The organism is Enterobacter sp. PL_is379 (assembly GCF_055817355.1).
Window position 1 is genome coordinate 309,365 of the sequence record NZ_JBVPGT010000033.1, and the last position, 16,873, is coordinate 326,237.

The 16,873-nt window shown below is 56.0% G+C and carries 18 protein-coding genes; 12 read left to right on the plus strand and 6 right to left on the minus strand.

Going from position 1 to position 16,873, the window contains the following annotated elements:
• Positions 1-77: 77 nt before the first annotated feature.
• The 10 genes from potG to AC0TOY_RS22865 all read left to right on the plus strand — a co-directional run bounded on the left by potG (position 78) and on the right by AC0TOY_RS22865 (position 10,926).
• Entirely contained in the window at positions 78-1,211 is a 1,134-nt protein-coding gene (gene potG, locus AC0TOY_RS22820; RefSeq protein WP_148768830.1) for a putrescine ABC transporter ATP-binding subunit PotG, read from the plus strand.
• A gap of 9 nt (positions 1,212-1,220) precedes the next feature.
• The gene (gene potH, locus AC0TOY_RS22825; RefSeq protein WP_061715675.1) at positions 1,221-2,174 is read left to right on the plus strand and encodes a putrescine ABC transporter permease PotH; all 954 of its coding nucleotides are present in this window, start codon (positions 1,221-1,223) and stop codon (positions 2,172-2,174) included.
• Positions 2,171-3,016 (plus strand): putrescine ABC transporter permease PotI, encoded by an 846-nt coding sequence (gene potI / locus AC0TOY_RS22830; RefSeq protein ID WP_023310934.1) that lies wholly within the window; start codon positions 2,171-2,173, stop codon positions 3,014-3,016. The genes potH and potI overlap by 4 nt, the downstream gene beginning before the upstream one ends.
• A gap of 65 nt (positions 3,017-3,081) precedes the next feature.
• The gene (locus AC0TOY_RS22835) at positions 3,082-3,555 is read left to right on the plus strand and encodes a YbjO family protein (protein WP_024907853.1); all 474 of its coding nucleotides are present in this window, start codon (positions 3,082-3,084) and stop codon (positions 3,553-3,555) included.
• Positions 3,556-3,595: 40 nt separating this feature from the next.
• Positions 3,596-4,723, plus strand: a complete 1,128-nt coding sequence (gene rlmC / locus AC0TOY_RS22840) for a 23S rRNA (uracil(747)-C(5))-methyltransferase RlmC (protein WP_473722612.1) — start codon at positions 3,596-3,598, stop codon at positions 4,721-4,723.
• 72 nt (positions 4,724-4,795) lie between these two features.
• Complete coding sequence (locus AC0TOY_RS22845; protein WP_473722614.1) at positions 4,796-5,488, plus strand: response regulator transcription factor; 693 nt, start codon at positions 4,796-4,798, stop codon at positions 5,486-5,488.
• Entirely contained in the window at positions 5,485-6,954 is a 1,470-nt protein-coding gene (locus AC0TOY_RS22850; protein ID WP_473722615.1) for a sensor histidine kinase, read from the plus strand. The genes AC0TOY_RS22845 and AC0TOY_RS22850 overlap by 4 nt, the downstream gene beginning before the upstream one ends.
• Positions 6,955-7,015: 61 nt before the next feature.
• The gene (locus AC0TOY_RS22855; protein ID WP_024907849.1) at positions 7,016-9,271 is read left to right on the plus strand and encodes a hypothetical protein; all 2,256 of its coding nucleotides are present in this window, start codon (positions 7,016-7,018) and stop codon (positions 9,269-9,271) included.
• Positions 9,268-10,152: a formylglycine-generating enzyme family protein gene (locus AC0TOY_RS22860; protein ID WP_024907848.1), complete on the plus strand. Its 885-nt coding sequence runs from the start codon at positions 9,268-9,270 to the stop codon at positions 10,150-10,152. The genes AC0TOY_RS22855 and AC0TOY_RS22860 overlap by 4 nt, the downstream gene beginning before the upstream one ends.
• A gap of 66 nt (positions 10,153-10,218) precedes the next feature.
• Positions 10,219-10,926, plus strand: coding sequence for a formylglycine-generating enzyme family protein (locus tag AC0TOY_RS22865; RefSeq protein WP_473722616.1), 708 nt, complete (start codon positions 10,219-10,221; stop codon positions 10,924-10,926).
• 149 nt (positions 10,927-11,075) lie between these two features.
• Here the strand turns inward: AC0TOY_RS22865 and artJ are convergent, their stop codons facing one another.
• From artJ to AC0TOY_RS22895, 6 genes are all read right to left on the minus strand, one after another.
• Entirely contained in the window at positions 11,076-11,807 is a 732-nt protein-coding gene (artJ, locus tag AC0TOY_RS22870) for an arginine ABC transporter substrate-binding protein ArtJ (protein ID WP_021240923.1), read from the minus strand.
• A gap of 173 nt (positions 11,808-11,980) precedes the next feature.
• The gene (gene artM / locus AC0TOY_RS22875) at positions 11,981-12,649 is read right to left on the minus strand and encodes an arginine ABC transporter permease ArtM (RefSeq protein WP_024907847.1); all 669 of its coding nucleotides are present in this window, start codon (positions 12,647-12,649) and stop codon (positions 11,981-11,983) included.
• Positions 12,649-13,365 (minus strand): arginine ABC transporter permease ArtQ, encoded by a 717-nt coding sequence (artQ, locus tag AC0TOY_RS22880; protein WP_473722617.1) that lies wholly within the window; start codon positions 13,363-13,365, stop codon positions 12,649-12,651. Before artQ ends, artM begins: the two co-directional genes overlap by 1 nt.
• A 6-nt stretch (positions 13,366-13,371) precedes the next feature.
• Complete coding sequence (gene artI / locus AC0TOY_RS22885) at positions 13,372-14,103, minus strand: arginine ABC transporter substrate-binding protein ArtI (protein ID WP_048990934.1); 732 nt, start codon at positions 14,101-14,103, stop codon at positions 13,372-13,374.
• A gap of 19 nt (positions 14,104-14,122) precedes the next feature.
• Entirely contained in the window at positions 14,123-14,851 is a 729-nt protein-coding gene (gene artP / locus AC0TOY_RS22890) for an arginine ABC transporter ATP-binding protein ArtP (RefSeq protein WP_023310942.1), read from the minus strand.
• Between the two features lie 226 nt (positions 14,852-15,077).
• Positions 15,078-15,596, minus strand: coding sequence for a lipoprotein (locus AC0TOY_RS22895; protein WP_473722618.1), 519 nt, complete (start codon positions 15,594-15,596; stop codon positions 15,078-15,080).
• Between the two features lie 97 nt (positions 15,597-15,693).
• On the opposite strand from AC0TOY_RS22895, the gene AC0TOY_RS22900 reads away from it, so the two are divergent.
• The gene (locus AC0TOY_RS22900; protein WP_023310944.1) at positions 15,694-16,017 is read left to right on the plus strand and encodes a heavy metal-binding domain-containing protein; all 324 of its coding nucleotides are present in this window, start codon (positions 15,694-15,696) and stop codon (positions 16,015-16,017) included.
• Positions 16,014-16,844: an N-acetylmuramoyl-L-alanine amidase gene (locus AC0TOY_RS22905; protein WP_473722619.1), complete on the plus strand. Its 831-nt coding sequence runs from the start codon at positions 16,014-16,016 to the stop codon at positions 16,842-16,844. The genes AC0TOY_RS22900 and AC0TOY_RS22905 overlap by 4 nt, the downstream gene beginning before the upstream one ends.
• Positions 16,845-16,873: the final 29 nt, after the last annotated feature.

Genomic DNA, 16,873 nt, shown 5'->3' on the forward strand with positions numbered 1-16,873 from the left:
AGCGAAGCGTGCCCGGCAACAGGCGCACCGTTCTGGTGCGCCTGCACCATGATTTGATCTCTACCGGAGAACACCCCGTGAATGACGCGATCCCCCGCCCGCAGGCGAAAGTCCGTAAAGCGCTGACCCCGCTTCTTGAAATACGTAACCTCACCAAATCTTTCGATGGCCAGCATGCCGTGGACGACGTCAGCCTGACGATCTTTAAAGGCGAAATTTTTGCCCTTCTGGGGGCCTCTGGCTGCGGTAAATCGACCCTGCTGCGTATGCTGGCCGGTTTTGAACAGCCCACTGCCGGGCAGATCATGCTTGATGGCGTGGATCTCTCCAGCGTGCCGCCTTATCAGCGCCCGATCAACATGATGTTCCAGTCTTACGCGCTGTTCCCGCACATGACGGTGGAGCAGAACATCGCCTTTGGCCTGAAGCAGGATAAACTGCCGAAAGCGGAAATTACCGCGCGCGTGGCCGAGATGCTGAGCCTGGTGCACATGCAGGAGTTCGCGAAGCGTAAGCCGCACCAGCTCTCCGGCGGCCAGCGCCAGCGCGTGGCCCTGGCACGCAGCCTTGCAAAACGCCCAAAACTCTTGCTGCTTGATGAACCGATGGGCGCGCTGGATAAAAAACTGCGCGACCGTATGCAGCTCGAAGTGGTCGATATCCTCGAGCGCGTGGGGGTGACCTGCGTGATGGTGACCCACGACCAGGAAGAAGCCATGACCATGGCCGGACGTATCGCGATCATGAACCGCGGCAAGTTCGTGCAGATTGGCGAGCCGGAAGAGATTTATGAGCATCCGACCACCCGCTACAGTGCGGAGTTCATTGGCTCGGTTAACGTCTTCGAAGGGCTGCTGAAAGATCGTCAGGAGGATGGCCTGGTTATCGAATCGCCGGGGCTGCAGCATCCGCTTAAGGTCGATCCTGATAACTCGGTGGTGGATAACGTGCCGGTCTACGTCGCGCTGCGTCCGGAGAAAATCATGCTCTGTGAGGATCCGCCTGCCGATGGCTATAACTTTGCCGTGGGTGAAGTGGTGCACATTGCCTATCTGGGCGATCTGTCCATCTACCACGTGCGCCTGAAAAGTGGGCAGATGCTCAGCGCGCAGCTGCAGAACGAACATCGCTATCGCAAGGGGCAGCCGACCTGGGGCGACGAAGTGCGCCTGTGCTGGGACGCTGACAGTTGCGTCGTGCTGACGGTATAAGGAGCGATCATGAGCACACTTGAACCGCCAGCCCGCGTAGAAAAGCCGGGTGCCATTGCTGGTTTACTGACGCGCATGCAGATGAAACACGGCCGCAAGCTGGTGATCGCCATGCCGTACGTGTGGCTGATCCTGCTGTTCCTGCTGCCGTTCCTGATTGTTTTCAAGATAAGCCTGGCGGAAATGGCGCGGGCGATCCCGCCCTATACTAACCTGCTGGACTGGGCCGACGGGCAGCTGACGCTGACGCTTAATCTCGGCAACTTCCTGCAGCTCACCGACGACCCGCTCTATTTCGAAGCCTATCTGCAGTCGCTGCAGGTGGCGGCGATCTCGACGCTCTGCTGTCTGGTGATGGGCTACCCGCTGGCGTGGGCGGTGGCGCACAGCAAGCCGTCGACGCGTAACATCCTGCTGCTGCTGGTGATCCTGCCGTCGTGGACCTCGTTCCTGATCCGCGTTTACGCCTGGATGGGGATCCTGAAAAACAACGGCGTGCTGAATAACTTTCTCATGTGGCTGGGGGTTATCGATCAGCCGCTGACCATCCTGCACACCAACCTCGCAGTCTATATCGGCATTGTGTACGCCTATCTGCCGTTTATGGTGCTGCCGATCTACACGGCGCTGACCCGTATTGATTACTCGCTGGTGGAAGCGTCGCTCGATCTCGGCGCGCGTCCGTTAAAAACCTTCTTCAGCGTCATTGTCCCGCTGACCAAAGGCGGCATCATCGCCGGGTCGATGCTGGTCTTTATCCCGGCGGTGGGGGAGTTTGTGATCCCGGAACTGCTCGGCGGCCCGGACAGCATCATGATTGGCCGCGTGCTGTGGCAGGAGTTCTTCAATAACCGCGACTGGCCGGTGGCGTCGGCGGTGGCGATTGTGATGCTCCTGCTGCTGATTGTGCCGATCATGTGGTTCCACAAGCATCAGCAGAAACAGATGGGAGACCACGGATGAACAACTTACCGGTAGTGCGCTCCCCGTGGCGAATTGCGATCCTGGTGATCGGCTTTACCTTCCTGTATGCGCCGATGCTGATGCTGGTGATCTACTCGTTTAACAGCTCCAAACTGGTGACGGTCTGGGCAGGCTGGTCGACGCGCTGGTACAGCGAGCTGTTCCACGATGATGCGATGATGAGCGCGGTGGGGTTGAGCCTGACCATTGCGGCGCTGGCGGCGACCATGGCGTCCGTGCTGGGCACGATCGCCGCGCTGGTGATGGTGCGCTTCGGGCGTTTTCGCGGCTCGAACGGCTTCGCCTTTATGATCACCGCGCCGCTGGTCATGCCGGACGTGATCACCGGTCTCGCGCTGCTGCTGCTGTTCGTGGCCCTGGCGCACGCCATCGGCTGGCCGGCGGATCGCGGTATGCTCACCATCTGGCTGGCGCATGTCACCTTCTGTACGGCCTACGTGGCGGTGGTGATCTCCTCGCGCCTGCGCGAGCTGGATCGCTCCATTGAAGAGGCGGCGATGGATCTTGGCGCGACGCCGCTGAAGGTCTTTTTCATCATCACCCTGCCGATGATTATGCCGGCGGTGATCTCCGGCTGGCTGCTGGCGTTTACGCTGTCGCTGGACGATCTGGTTATCGCCAGCTTTGTCTCCGGCCCGGGCGCGACGACGCTGCCGATGCTGGTCTTCTCCAGCGTGCGTATGGGGGTCAACCCTGAGATCAACGCCCTGGCCTCTATCATCCTCGGCGTGGTCGGAATTGTCGGATTTATCGCCTGGTATTTGATGGCGCGCGCGGAAAAACAGCGCGTGCGCGATATCCAGCGTGCAAGACGCGGCTGAAGGATTTAAAATTTCCAGTGATGTGCCGCGCATGACGCGGCACTGTTTTTCAGGGAAGTAAAACATTGGGATTATTAAAAAAATCACGTATTACGCACGCACGTCCTAACGTACCTGCACTGGTTCAGGTGGCGGCGCTCGCCATTATTATGATCCGCTGCCTGGACGTGCTGATGATTCTGAATACCCTGGGCGTGCGCGGCATCGGTGAATTCATTCACCGCAGCGTGCAGACGTGGAATCTGACGCTGGTCTTTTTGAGCAGCCTGGTGCTGGTGTTTATCGAGATCTACTGCGCGTTTTCGCTGGTCAAAGGGCGCAACTGGGCGCGCTGGGTCTATCTGCTGACGCAGATTACCGCGGCGAGCTATCTGTGGGCCGCCTCGCTGGGGTATGGCTACCCGGAGCTGTTCAGCATTGCCGGTGAATCCAAACGCGAGATCTTGCGCGCGCTGTTTATGCAAAAACTGCCGGACATGCTGGTGCTCTTTCTACTCTTCGTTCCGGCCTCCAGTCGGCGGTTCTTCCGCCTGCAATAATGTGTATAATCGCAGCCCTCGTGATTCTTAAGGTTTTCATATGCAGTGCGCACTCTATGACGCCGGACGCTGCCGCTCCTGTCAGTGGATAGAACAGCCGGTCTCTCAACAACTCACCGCCAAAATGGCCGACCTGCAACAGCTGCTGGCAGCGCACGCGGTGGGCGAATGGTGCGCACCCGTCAGCGGCCCGGAGCTGGGTTTCCGTAATAAAGCCAAAATGGTGGTCAGCGGCAGCGTTGAAAAACCGCTGCTGGGGATGCTGCACCGCGACGGCACGCCGGAAGACTTAACCGACTGCCCGCTTTATCCCGCCTCCTTTGCGCCGGTCTTTTCGGCGCTTAAGCCGTTTATCGCGCGGGCGGGGTTAACGCCCTACAGCGTGGCCCGCAAGCGCGGCGAGCTGAAGTACCTTCTGCTGACCGAAAGCCAGATCGACGGCGGCATGATGCTGCGCTTTGTGCTGCGCTCTGAAACCAAGCTGGCGCAGCTTCGCGCGGCGCTGCCGTGGCTGCAGGCGCAGCTCCCGCAGCTGAAGGTCATTACGGCGAACATTCAGCCGGTTCATATGGCGATCATGGAAGGGGAGGAAGAGATTTTCTTCACCGACCAGCACGCGCTGGCGGAGAGCTTCAACGGCGTGCCGCTGTGGATCCGCCCGCAAAGCTTCTTCCAGACCAACCCGACCGTGGCAAGTAGCCTGTACGCCACCGCCCGCGACTGGGTGCGTGCGTTGAACGTTCACCACATGTGGGATCTGTTCTGCGGCGTGGGCGGGTTTGGCCTGCACTGCGCGACGCCGGAGATGCAGCTCACCGGGATTGAGATCTCTGCCGAAGCGATTGCCTGCGCGAAACAGTCTGCCGCCGAACTGGGGTTAACGAATCTGCACTTCCAGGCTCTGGACTCCACGCAGTTCGCGACCGGCCAGGGCAACGTGCCTGAGCTTGTGCTGGTCAACCCGCCGCGCCGCGGCATAGGCAATGCGCTGTGCGACTACCTGAGCCAGATGGCGCCGGAATACATCATCTATTCCAGCTGCAACGCGCAGACTATGGCGAAAGACATTGCGCAACTACCGGGCTATCGCATTGAACGCGTTCAGCTTTTTGATATGTTCCCGCATACCGCGCACTATGAAGTGCTGACGTTGCTCGTAAAATCTTAAACAAAATGTGAACTCTTCATCCCGGCGAAATCAGGTAAGCTTACGTCATAAGAAATGAATGAAGGCTTACCCATGAAGCAGATCCTGCTGGTGGAAGACGACCACGATATCGCGGCGCTTCTGCAACTCAATTTAGAAGACGAAGGCTACGCCATCACCCACGAGCCCGACGGGGGCAACGCCCTGCAGCGTCTTGAAAAACAGCCGTGGGATGCGGTGATCCTCGACCTGATGCTGCCCAACGTTGACGGTCTGGAGATTTGCCGCCGCATCCGTCAGATGACGCGCTACCTGCCGGTGATCATCATCAGCGCCCGCAGCAGCGAAACCGACCGCATCACCGGGCTGGAAACCGGCGCCGACGACTATCTGGCTAAGCCGTTCTCGGTGCAGGAATTAATCGCGCGCATCAAAGCGCTGTTCCGCCGCCAGCAGGCGATGGGGCAGGCGCAAACCGACGGACACATTCAGGCGCACGGACTGAGCATCGATCCGCTGGCGCGCAGCGTGCTGCTTCACGGCCAGGTGGTGGACCTCACCCCGCGCGAGTTCGAGCTGCTGTACTTTTTTGCCCGTCATCCCGGCGAGGTGTTTTCGCGTCTGGCGCTGCTGGAGCAGGTCTGGGGCTACCAGCACGAGGGCTACGAACACACCGTTAACACCCATATCAACCGCCTGCGCATCAAGATTGAGAAGGACGCCGCCGAGCCGGAGATCATTCGCACCGTCTGGGGCAAGGGCTATAAATTTGCGGAGCCGCAATGATGCGTCGCTTTAGCCTGAGCCAGCGCCTGACGCTGCTCTTCATCCTGCTGATGATGCTCTGCGCCGCCGTCGCCTGCGCGGTACAGCTCTACAGCAGCATGCAGTACGGTAACGCGATGGTGCAGCGTTTGTCGGGTGGGCTGGCTCAGCAGATCGTCCAGCGCGAACCGATTCTGGACGCGCAGGGCCGGGTCGACCGCAGCGCGCTGAAACCGCTGTTTGGCCGGCTGATGACCTTTAATCCGAGCGTTGAGCTCTACGTTATCTCTCCTGACGGCGATATCCTCGCCGATGCCGCACCGCCGGGTCATATTCAGCGGCAAAAAATCGACCTGGCGCCGGTGCAGAGCTTCCTGAGCGGCACCGCCATGCCGGTACTGGGCGACGATCCGCGCAGTCAAAATCAAAAAGTCTTCAGCGCCACGCCGCTACGGCAGGACGGCGAGCTAAAAGGCTATCTGTACATTATCTTGCAGGGCGAGGAGTCAAACGCCCTGGCAGAAATGGCCTGGCACAAGGCGTTGTGGAGTACCGTCCTGTGGTCACTGCTGTGGGTCGCGCTGTTTGGGCTGCTGGCAGGGCTGCTGGTCTGGTACTGGGTTACGCGTCCGGTCAAACAGCTGACGGTGGAAGTGGCCGGGCTGGAGCAGGACAGCATAAGCGCAATCAGGCTGCTGGCGGTACAGACGCCGGACGCGGCGGCAAAAGATGAAGTGGCAATCCTGCGCAACAGCTTTATCGAGCTGGCGCGCAAAATCACCCGCCAGTGGGATCAGCTGGCCGACAGCGATCGCCAGCGCCGGGAGTTTATCGCCAACATTTCGCACGATCTCCGCACCCCGCTGACCTCGCTGCTGGGGTATCTGGAAACCCTGTCGCTCAAATCCGCCACCCTGACGCCACAGGAGCACCAGCAGTATCTCGCCACCGCGCTGCGTCAGGGGCAAAAAGTCCGTCATCTTTCGCAGCAGCTGTTTGAGCTGGCGCGCCTTGAGCACGGCGGCATTAAACCCCAGCGCGAGCGTTTCGCGATGGGGGAGCTGATTTCCGACGTGGCGCAGAAGTTTGAGCTCACCGCCCGCACGCGCAAGGTGAATCTGCATATTGACGTGCCGGGACCGCTGCCGCTGATTAACGCCGATGTGTCGATGATCGAACGCGTGGTGACCAACCTCCTCGATAACGCGATGCGCCATACGCCAGGCGGCGGGGAAATTCGTCTGGCTGTCTGGCAGGAGAATGAACGGCTGCAGGTCGAAGTGGCGGACAGCGGAACGGGCGTGGATGCCTCGCTGCGCGACGATCTGTTCCAGCGGCCATCAGCGTTGAATACCCAAGCATCGCGGGAGAATCGCGGCGGGTTAGGGCTGCTGATTGTGAAAAGGATGCTGGAGCTGCACGGGGGCGGGATCAGGCTGATGGAGGCACAAAAGGGAGCGATTTTTCGTTTTTATGTACCGCTTTGAGATGGTGTTCGTTGGAAGTATGATAGAAGAGAATAACCACTCAAACTAAAAGGACTTAGTGATGACTGTAAAAGTCATACCCTGGGATGGATGCTACAGCGTGATGACACGCCCTGGCGGGGTCTGCAAAGAAGTCGTTGTCCCCTCTTATCCCCGTCTTTATTTTCATCCCGACAGTGAAACCCTTTTGGCAGTTGACCAATGCGACTGGCACGATCTTGAGCAGGAAAGTAACCGACTCACCTACTGTCTGGCGCAGAGAGCGGACGCGTTACAGCGTATTGAGCAACTTCAGAAAGACGTGACTACTCTGGGCTGGGTCGATGTACCAGAGCGTAATCGCTTTCAGAATCTGTTGAAGGATGAGTATCGACATCTTGATGAAGCCTGTCAGACCTTACGGGCCGAACTTGCAGCATTGACCCCTACAGAAAACCTCCCCGCCGCAACATTACTGGATGAAAATAGTAAAAAGAACGCACTAGGGCTGATGGAACTTATAGACGTTATGGGTGGGAAAAACGGAACCAAATATGTCTACGTCCGTTCAGATAAAATTCGTAGCCACTGGCGTCGATACAGGTTGAACAGCGCGGAAAAGAAAAGCGGCGGTAAAAGCTTTTTGAGGGCGGTTGAATATACCGGCAAAGATGGCCATACGCATACCCGCCATCAAATTGACCCGGAGAAGCTGAAGGGGCAACTGGCAAAACTTAAGCCGTCAATGAAAGCCTGGGAAGTGAAACTGCTCGATGATAACTCTGGCGTCTGGAGCGTATGGGCACAAGAATTTAACCAAAGCCTGGAACATTCACCTTATGAAGGTTCCGGCATGGCATTTGATGCACAGGCTCAGCTATTACGTTGGGCGTATGGCGCGAGCATGAAGGGGGTATTTAATCCGTTTGAAATTGATATCCGCACCGGACGATACAGGCCAAAAGCAGAGCTGCACGGTAAGACCAGCGTTTATGCCAACCTTGCACTTGCAGAGGCAAAAAGCAGCGGCAAGCTTCATCTGCCGGATAATGTCGGCGTAAAAATTTGTTATCCGTTAGATCCGGCAAAAATACCCGGCGGTGGTATGGGGATTCTGGGTACGTTTCGTTTTGATATTGAGCTGACATTGTCGGGGAGCGTTGGGGCAAGTCTGGGTATAGAGGCGGGGGTCAATATTACTGGCGATCTGGCAAAAGGGTTGCCTGTAAAAGCTATGCCGGATGAAGGCTACGGATTTTGGCGGCAGATAGACGTCACTAAAGAAGAGCATATGCCCTTAGGCGGTGGGGCAGAGCTAGGCGTATTTGTCGGGGCAGAAGCCGGGGCGAATGTGTCTGGTGCACTGGTCTGGCTCAATCCTGATCACGACGAAAAATACAGTACGTTGGCGAAGGTTGGGGTGGGGGGGGCTGCTCAGGCTGGTGGCGGTCTTAGCGGGCAGCTTAAGTTCAGATGGCAAGATGGTAAGGTGCGTATAGAGGTTAGCGGTGGGTTGTGCTGGGGGACAGGGGGTAAAGGATCGATGAGCTTTGAGGTTGACGGTCCCGCAATCATGTCTGAGTTTATGCCCTGCCTGACCTATATGCTGCGAAATGCGGATTATATCCGGCTGATGCAGATTATGATGGCGGACGATTATTATGCTTTCTGCGCCATTCCGTTATTGGTGGGAATGTATGGGATCAATCGTGTGATTGATGCTGGGGGAAATATAGCCGCTGAACTTAAAAACAGTTGGGATAAAAAAGAATCCCGCGTGGCGCTAATGACTAACATACTGAATACAAAAGGGGATTGTTTAAAGTTTACTCCGCCGGAGAGCAAAGGCGCAGCCATTGCCTCACTGATTGAAACAAACCTTTGGGATAATGTCGCCAGTCCAGTGAGTCATGGAGAGACGACCTGTGAGGGCGGAGCTGTTTTTAGCGCTCGTAAACGAGCCATTATTTATGCTCTTCGCTGGGTACAGTCGCAGCGAGAATATGAAAATGTTATGCAGCATCTTTCAAAAATGCCTGGAGAGGAAAAAAGCAACTGGCGTATTAATGAACAAAGGGTCATTGCTTTTCTGGCACAAGGTGAGACACCCAAAACCTATGGTTTTGCTGGTTCGTTGGTCCCCGCAGCGCGGAACATCACGATTGAACCCAGTCATTATGCCGATAATCTGAGAAACCTTTACCTCCACCTGCCTGAAGCCCCCGCTATCCCTCCAGGGCACATCAATATGTCTACCTTACCATTAAGAGAAGTGCTGCCGACGTATCTCCATAGCTGTACGCGGCTGATTTACTCCATGCATGGAGATACAGCATGACGTATACAGGCTATGGTGTGACAGGATTACTGATTACTCTGGTGCTGACTGGCTGCCGGGATGATCAAAAAATGAAGGCTGAGCAGACAGATCTGGTTAACAGGGCGCTGGAAAATATGGTCACAGTAAAAGGTGGCCGTTTTCAGATGGGTGATTTTGGTGCTCTTATTGGTGAGAAACTGCCGTACAGCGCAGATGCGGATAATAAACCGCTACACTGGGTGACGTTGTCTGATTTCCGTATCAGTAAGTACCGGGTGACGTGGGGAGAATTTAACAGCTGGCTGGAGATCCAGGGGAGGGAGCCGAACGATTATTTTCGGAAGACGGCCAATGATAGCGATCCAGATTATGCCTCACTAAAAATTGCGCTTGGTGATAATTTTCCGGCATCGGCTAACTGGCAGGATGCGCAGGCTTACTGCCATTGGCTCGGGCAGGCCAGCAAGCGCCATATCGACCTGCCAACAGAAGCCCAATGGGAGTACGCGGCACGCAGCAGAGGTCAGTTCCTGATTTTTGGCAACAGTGATAACTGGTATCACTATGAAAATGACATTGCACGCAATATCGCTCCCTCAACGGAAAACCGTCCGGTAGGAAGTTATGCCCCGAATCCGCTCGGTGTATATGATATTCAGGGAAATGGGGCTGACTGGGTCAAAGATTGGTATGCGGCGGATTATTACAGTCATTCTCCTGAGCAAGATCCTCAGGGGCCAGAGAAAGGTGATAAACGGGTTATCCGGGGACTACCCAGAGATGCCGGAGAGGGTTACACCATTACCAGAGGAAGTATGAGACCTGAAACCGTTCAGGGGCCACCCTCACGCTCAACAGGTTTTCGCTGTGTTGAAAGCAATCTGTCAGCACGTTTATAAAAATCGAACTGATCAAGTAAAGGACTATGCATGAGGCTGACAGGTTATGGCGTAACGGGTGTTTGAGTGTTGCTGATACTCACTGGTTGCCGGGATGAACAGAAGATACATGCAGAGCAGGATGTACTTGTTAATCGCGCGCTAGAGGACTTGGTCACGGTAAAGGGCGGGCGTTTTCAGATGGGGGATTTTGGCTCTCTTACGGGAGAGAAACTGCCATTTAGCGCAGATACGGATAATAAACCGCTTCACTGGGTGATATTGTCTGATTTCCGTATCAGTAAGTACCGGGTGACGTGGGGAGAATTTAACCGCTGGCTGGAGATCCAGGGGCGGGATTTAACGGGTTTTTATAAAGATACACGAGACAACAAATACACCTGGAAAAGTGGTCGGGATGCGCAGGCCTACTGCCGGTGGCTGGGTCAAGTCAGCAAGCGTCACATCGACCTGCCAACGGCAGCGCAGTGGGAGTACGCGGCACGCAGCAGAGGTCAGTTCCTGATTCTGGCGAACAGCGATAACCACTGGTATTACGAAGATAATAAAGCCAGTAATTTTGCCCCGTCGGCAGAGAATCGACCAGTGGGAAGCTATGATCCGAATTCACAAGGATTATACGATATGCTGGGAAATGGTACTGACTGGGTTATGGACTGGTATGCTGCAGATTATTACCGTCACTCCCGGGAAAAGGATCCTCAGGGACCAGCGACTGGGGTAAAAAAGGTGATTAAGGCTGGCTGGGAGCCCCATCGGATTCACTCACCGTGACCCGAGACTCCCTTAAACCTGATACGGTTCAGGGGCCCCCCTCGCGCTCAACAGGTTTTCGCTGTGTTGAAAACAGCCCGTTAGCGAATTAAAAAGGCTACGCCTCTGGAATAGCCTTTATAGGTGATTGTTAACTCAGCATTCTGAGATTACTGCGGGAACCACTGCTCGCTAATTTTCTGGTACGTACCGTCCGCTTTAATCGCTTTCAGCGCGCCGTTCAGTTTTTCCAGCAGGGCTTTGTTATCCGGACGTACCGCGATGCCGAGGCCCGTACCGAAGTACTGTGGATCGGTCACTTTTTCCGTTGCGGTGCCCAGCTGTGGATTGGTTTTCAGCCACTCGTTCACCACGGCGGTATCGCCGAAGACGCCGTCGATACGGCCATTTTTCAGGTCGATAATCGCGTTCTGGTAGCTGTCATAGGCCACGGTTTTCACTTCCGGATGTTTGTCCTGCAGGTATTTCTGGTGCGTGGTGCCGTTTTCCATCCCGATGCGTTTGCCTTTCAGCTGATCGAAAGAGGTATAAGCGCCTTTCTTTGCAATTACCACCGCCGAGTTGGCGTAGTACGGGTCGGTGAACGCGACCTGCTTGCTGCGCTCAGGCGTGATGTCCATCCCGGAAATCACCGCATCGTATTTTTTGAACTTCAGCGACGGGATCAGGCTGTCGAAGGCATGGTTGGTAAAGGTGCAGTCGGCCTGCATCTGTTTGCACAGCGCTTTCGCCAGATCGATATCGAAACCGACGATCTGGTTGCTGGCATCCAGCGACTCAAACGGCGGATAGGTGGCGGACACGCCGAAATTGATTTTATCCGCAGCGGATGCGCCAGCGGCGAAGGTGGCGAGTAATGCGGCCAGAACTAACTTTTTCATTGTAATGCTCCCGTCTGTCTTATTGATGCGCCGTGTCTGCGGCCTGGATGTACAATGCCAGTTAATGAATTTGTATGCAATAAAAATGATTAAATATTGTGTTTGTTACAAAAAAAAGCGGATAACCCATCAGGTTACCCGCTTTATGAATACCGTTTTATGCATTCGCGTGGTTAATTTCTGCGCTCAAACGCTAACGCTTTACGCTCGATCAGGCGCATCATCAGCGTCAGCAGACCGTTCACCACCAGGTACACCACGCCCGCCGCGCCGAACACCATTACGTCATAGGTGCGTCCATACAGCAGCTGTCCGTGACCCATCACTTCCATAAGGGTGATGGTGTAGGCCAGCGAGGTACTTTTGAACACCAGCACCACTTCGTTGGAATAGGAGGAGAGGGCGCGCTTAAAGGCGTACGGCAGCAGGATTGCCAGCGTGTCTTTCTTGCTCATGCCCAGCGCCCCGCAGGACTGCCACTGGCCTTCCGGGATGGCGCGGATCGCCCCGTAGAACAGCTGGGTGGTATAGGCCGCGCTGTTCAGCGAAAGGGCAATCAGGGCACACAGCCACGGCTCAGAGAGCAGATGCCAGATAACCGGATAGTCCTGCAGCGACGGGAACTGGCCCGGGCCGTAGTAAATCAGGAAGATCTGCACCAGCAGCGGCGTACCGGTGAAGAGGGTGATGTAACCGCGCACAATCCACACCAGCACCGGCGTTTTCAGCGTCAGGATGATGGTGAAGATAAGGGCCAGGATCAGCGCCACGATAATGGACGCCACGGTCAGCGTCAGGCTGGTGTGCAGCCCTTTCATCAACTCGGGAAAGTATTCAAGCATCAGCCTGGTCTCCGTTCAAAGCGCGTCGCACGCAGGTCAATACGCTTGAGGATGTACTGACTGAGCAACGTGATCACCAGGTAGATCGCCGCAGCCACAATGTACCAGGTAAACGGCTCCTGGGTACGGGTGGCGATGCTTTTGGTTTGCAGCATCAAATCGTTAACGCTGATCAGGCTCACCAGCGCGGTATCTTTCAGCAGCACCAGCCACTGGTTGCCGAGCCCCGGCAGGGCATGACGCCACATCTGCGGCATCACCAGACGGAAAAAGATGGCGGATTTCGACAACCCTAGCGCCTGACCCGACTCCCATTGTCCCTGCGGCACGGCTTTCAGCGCACCGCGCAGGGTTTGCGACGCGTACGCGGAGTAGAGCAGGGAGAGAGCAATCACGCCGCACAGGAACGGGCTGACGTCGAAGTTATCAATCTGCATCTGCACCGGGATCTGCGCAAAGCCGAGATTGAGGATGAAGCCGTCCGACAGCGTAAGCAGCAGCTGCGAAGAGCCGAAATAGATAAACAGGACCACCAGAATTTCCGGTAGCCCACGCAGCACGGTGACCAGCGCGGAGCCTGTCCAGGCGACGGGGAACCATTTCGCGGATTCCCACACCGCAAAGAACATCGCCAGCACGAGGCCGATAATCAGTGCGCAAACGGCAAGGCCGACGGTCATCCCGGCGGCGCTTGCTAAAGGAAAAATTTCATTCATCAGGAATTACTTCTGGAACCATTTTTTGTAGATGGTTTCGTAGGTGCCGTCTTTCTTCACTTTTTCCAGCGCAGCGTTGAATTTCTGCTGCAGCTCAGTGTTGCCCTGACGAACGGCAATCCCCAGACCGGTACCGAAGTAATCCTTATCGGTCACTTTGTCGCCCACTGGCGCCAGCTTGTCGTTGGCTTTCAGCCACTCGGTCACGACCGCGGTATCACCGAAAACGCCGTCGATACGGCCATTTTGCAGATCCAGCTTCGCGTTCTGGTAGCTGTCATACGGAACGGTGGTGATTTCCGGATGCTTATCCGTAATGAATTTCTGGTGTGTGGTGCCGTTCTGCACGCCGACTTTTTTGCCTTTCAGCTGATCGACAGAGGTGAATTTACCTTTCTGACCAATGAACAGGGCGGAATTGTCGTAGTAAGGGGTGGTGAACAGCACCTGCTTTTCACGCTCCGGGGTGATATCCATACCGGCCATCACGGCGTCGATACGGCGGAACTTCAGGCTTGGGATCAGGCTGTCAAACGCCTGGTTGCTGAAGGTACAGGTCGCATCGATCTCTTTACACAGGGCGTTAGCCAGGTCCACGTCGAAGCCCACAATTTTGTTGTTCGCGTCGATGGACTCAAACGGAGGGTAAGAGGCTTCCGTGGCAAAACGAATGGTCTGGGCTGCGGTAGCGGAAAGGGTAACGCCAGCAAGCAGCACGGCAAGTAATACTTTTTTCATTATATTTCCCCTGACACAATCAATGAGATAAATAGTTTTTGAAGGCATCGGTTTGCGGGTTCGCGAAGCAGCTCGCATCACCTTGCTCAACGATATAGCCGTTTTCCATGTAGACCACACGGCTGGCGGTTTTACGCGCCACTTCCACTTCGTGGGTGACGATGACCTGCGTAATGTTGGTTTCCGCCAGCTCGCGAATGATGCTCACGATCTGGGCGGTGATTTCCGGATCCAGCGCCGCGGTGGGTTCATCAAACAGCAGTACCGCGGGTTCCATCATCAGCGCACGGGCAATGGCCACACGCTGCTGCTGACCACCAGAAAGATGCAGCGGATAGCGGTCGCTGTAGGGCTTAAGACGCAGGCGGTCCAGCAGCTTTTCGGCACGCGCGATCGCCTGATCCTTGCTTAACCCCAGCACGCGGCACGGGGCTTCAATCAGGTTTTGCAGGACGGTCAGGTGCGGCCAGAGATTGTATTGCTGGAAGACCATGCCGACGTTTTGACGAAGTTCACGAATCGCTTTATCAGACGGCGTCTTCGCGAAATCAAAATGGTTACCGGCAATCGCCAGCGTACCTGAACGGGGCATTTCAAGCAGATTAAGGACACGCAGAAGGGAGCTTTTGCCTGCACCGCTTGGGCCAAGCAAAACCAGCGTTTCGCCTTCCGGGCAGTTCAGCGTGATGTCAAACAGCGCCTGGTGTGCGCCGTAGAAGCAGTTAATGCCGTTTAGTTTAATACTCATCGGGGCAGTCTTTACTCATCCAGGCAATCTATAGCAATTGAGGCCGCAGATAGTACCGTTGACAGAATAGTTATGCAATATTTCTGCGTTAAAAGTTAAATATAACCCGTGTTTCCTCTTAAACATAGCACAAAATAGCGAACGGCAAGGTCGGCGAGTATAAATGTCGGCATTCCGCATGAAATGCCGCACATTTTACGGGGGTTACCAGGGAATATCGGCGGATTTAGCGATTCTCAATCGACTGGCGAAGCGTGCCTGCCGGGGCATGAACGCTGCCGCCCACGTAGCGTACGTCGTCCACTGCCCAGCATTGACCTTCACGGATCATCAGCACTTCATCCTGCCAGGTTTGGGTTCCCTTCGTCAGCTTCACGCGCAGCGGAATATTACGGGCGTCCGTATTCGGGATGGTTGACGCGCTCGCCACTTCGGCGCTGTCCGGCAGGGTGGTGCGGCTGGAGAACGGATCGGATTTCAGCAGGGCGTTATGCTGTGGATCGCGGGTGGCGTCGTTAAGCAGTTTTGCCAGGCCATCGCTCAGATACGGGCGTAGCCCGGTGAGGTCGTTGCTGCGGTGCTGAATGCGATAATCATAGAACTGCTGCGCCACAGTGTCCGGGCCGCCCTCTATGCATGGGCCGCTGCGGGTACCGATATCCTTAAAGGCTGGCGTGACCGTGGTGGTACAGGCGCTGAGCACCAGCGCGCAGGGCACTAAAAGTGTTAAAGCAGAATAGCGCATGTTGATTTCCTTATTTATTAACTATCCTTTCAATCATAGCGTAACGAACCGATAATGCTGTGCCTAAGGCATTGAACGCTAAAGAAGGAGAGAAACCATGCAGTTTTCAACAACGCCAACCCTGGAAGGGCAGACAATAACCGAGTACTGCGGCGTGGTCACCGGCGAAGCGATTCTCGGCGCCAATATCTTCCGTGACTTTTTTGCCGGTATCCGCGATATCGTGGGTGGCCGTTCGGGTGCATACGAAAAAGAGCTGCGCAAAGCGCGCGAAATCGCCTTTAAAGAGCTTGGCGAGCAGGCGGAAGCCCTCGGCGCGGATGCGGTCGTCGGGATTGATATCGACTACGAAACGGTCGGGAAAGATGCCAGCATGCTGATGGTGAGCGTAAGCGGTACGGCGGTGAAAACCCTCCGATGAGGCGTTCGTTTGCCACAATCCTGCTGGCGCTGCTGCTGGCAGGGTGTGCCGCGGAAAAGGGAATCATCGATAAAGGTGCCTACGAGCTGGATACGCGTCATCAGGCTCAGGCGGCTTACCCGCGCATCAAGGTGCTGGTTATCCACTACACCGCGGATGATTTTGACAGCTCGCTGGCCACGCTGACGGATAAGAACGTCAGCTCTCACTATTTGATCCCGGCTAAACCCCCGGCACCGGACGGCAAGCCGCGCATCTGGCAGCTGGTGCCCGAGAGCGAACTGGCCTGGCATGCGGGCATTAGCTTCTGGCGCGGCACCAACCGCATCAATGATACGTCTGTCGGCATTGAGCTTGAGAACCGCGGCTGGCAAAAAACGTCGGGCGTTAAGCGCTTTACCCCGTTTGAGCCTGCGCAAATTGCGGCGCTGGTGCCGCTCGCCAAAGACATTATTACCCGCTACAACATCAGGCCTGAAAACGTGGTGGCCCATTCAGACATCGCTCCGCAGCGCAAAGACGACCCCGGTCCGCTGTTTCCGTGGCAGCAGCTGGCTCAGCAGGGGATAGGCGCGTGGCCCGATCCGGCGCGCGTCGCGTTCTATATTAACGGGCGTCCGCGCTATCAGCAGGTGGAGACCGGGGCATTACTCGATCTCCTCGCGCGGTATGGCTATGAGGTGCCGGTTGACAGCACCCCTGCGCAGCAAAAGCGCATCATCACGGCGTTCCAGATGCATTTCCGGCCTGACCTGTGGAACGGTATTGCGGACGTCGAAACGATGGCCATTGCCGAAGCGCTTCTGGAGAAGTACGGGCAGGGGTAATCCTTCGGACTACCCCGAATGCCTTAACG

Coding starts and splice junctions, on each gene's coding strand:
- potH (WP_061715675.1), top strand. CDS start 1,221: ATGAGCACACTTGAACCGCCAGCCCGCGTAGAAAAGCCGGGTGCCATT.
- potI (WP_023310934.1), top strand. CDS start 2,171: ATGAACAACTTACCGGTAGTGCGCTCCCCGTGGCGAATTGCGATCCTG.
- rlmC (WP_473722612.1), top strand. CDS start 3,596: ATGCAGTGCGCACTCTATGACGCCGGACGCTGCCGCTCCTGTCAGTGG.
- AC0TOY_RS22845 (WP_473722614.1), top strand. CDS start 4,796: ATGAAGCAGATCCTGCTGGTGGAAGACGACCACGATATCGCGGCGCTT.
- AC0TOY_RS22850 (WP_473722615.1), top strand. CDS start 5,485: ATGATGCGTCGCTTTAGCCTGAGCCAGCGCCTGACGCTGCTCTTCATC.
- AC0TOY_RS22855 (WP_024907849.1), top strand. CDS start 7,016: ATGACTGTAAAAGTCATACCCTGGGATGGATGCTACAGCGTGATGACA.
- AC0TOY_RS22860 (WP_024907848.1), top strand. CDS start 9,268: ATGACGTATACAGGCTATGGTGTGACAGGATTACTGATTACTCTGGTG.
- artJ (WP_021240923.1), bottom strand. CDS start 11,807: ATGAAAAAGTTAGTTCTGGCCGCATTACTCGCCACCTTCGCCGCTGGC.
- artM (WP_024907847.1), bottom strand. CDS start 12,649: ATGCTTGAATACTTTCCCGAGTTGATGAAAGGGCTGCACACCAGCCTG.
- artQ (WP_473722617.1), bottom strand. CDS start 13,365: ATGAATGAAATTTTTCCTTTAGCAAGCGCCGCCGGGATGACCGTCGGC.
- artI (WP_048990934.1), bottom strand. CDS start 14,103: ATGAAAAAAGTATTACTTGCCGTGCTGCTTGCTGGCGTTACCCTTTCC.
- artP (WP_023310942.1), bottom strand. CDS start 14,851: ATGAGTATTAAACTAAACGGCATTAACTGCTTCTACGGCGCACACCAG.
- AC0TOY_RS22895 (WP_473722618.1), bottom strand. CDS start 15,596: ATGCGCTATTCTGCTTTAACACTTTTAGTGCCCTGCGCGCTGGTGCTC.
- AC0TOY_RS22900 (WP_023310944.1), top strand. CDS start 15,694: ATGCAGTTTTCAACAACGCCAACCCTGGAAGGGCAGACAATAACCGAG.
- AC0TOY_RS22905 (WP_473722619.1), top strand. CDS start 16,014: ATGAGGCGTTCGTTTGCCACAATCCTGCTGGCGCTGCTGCTGGCAGGG.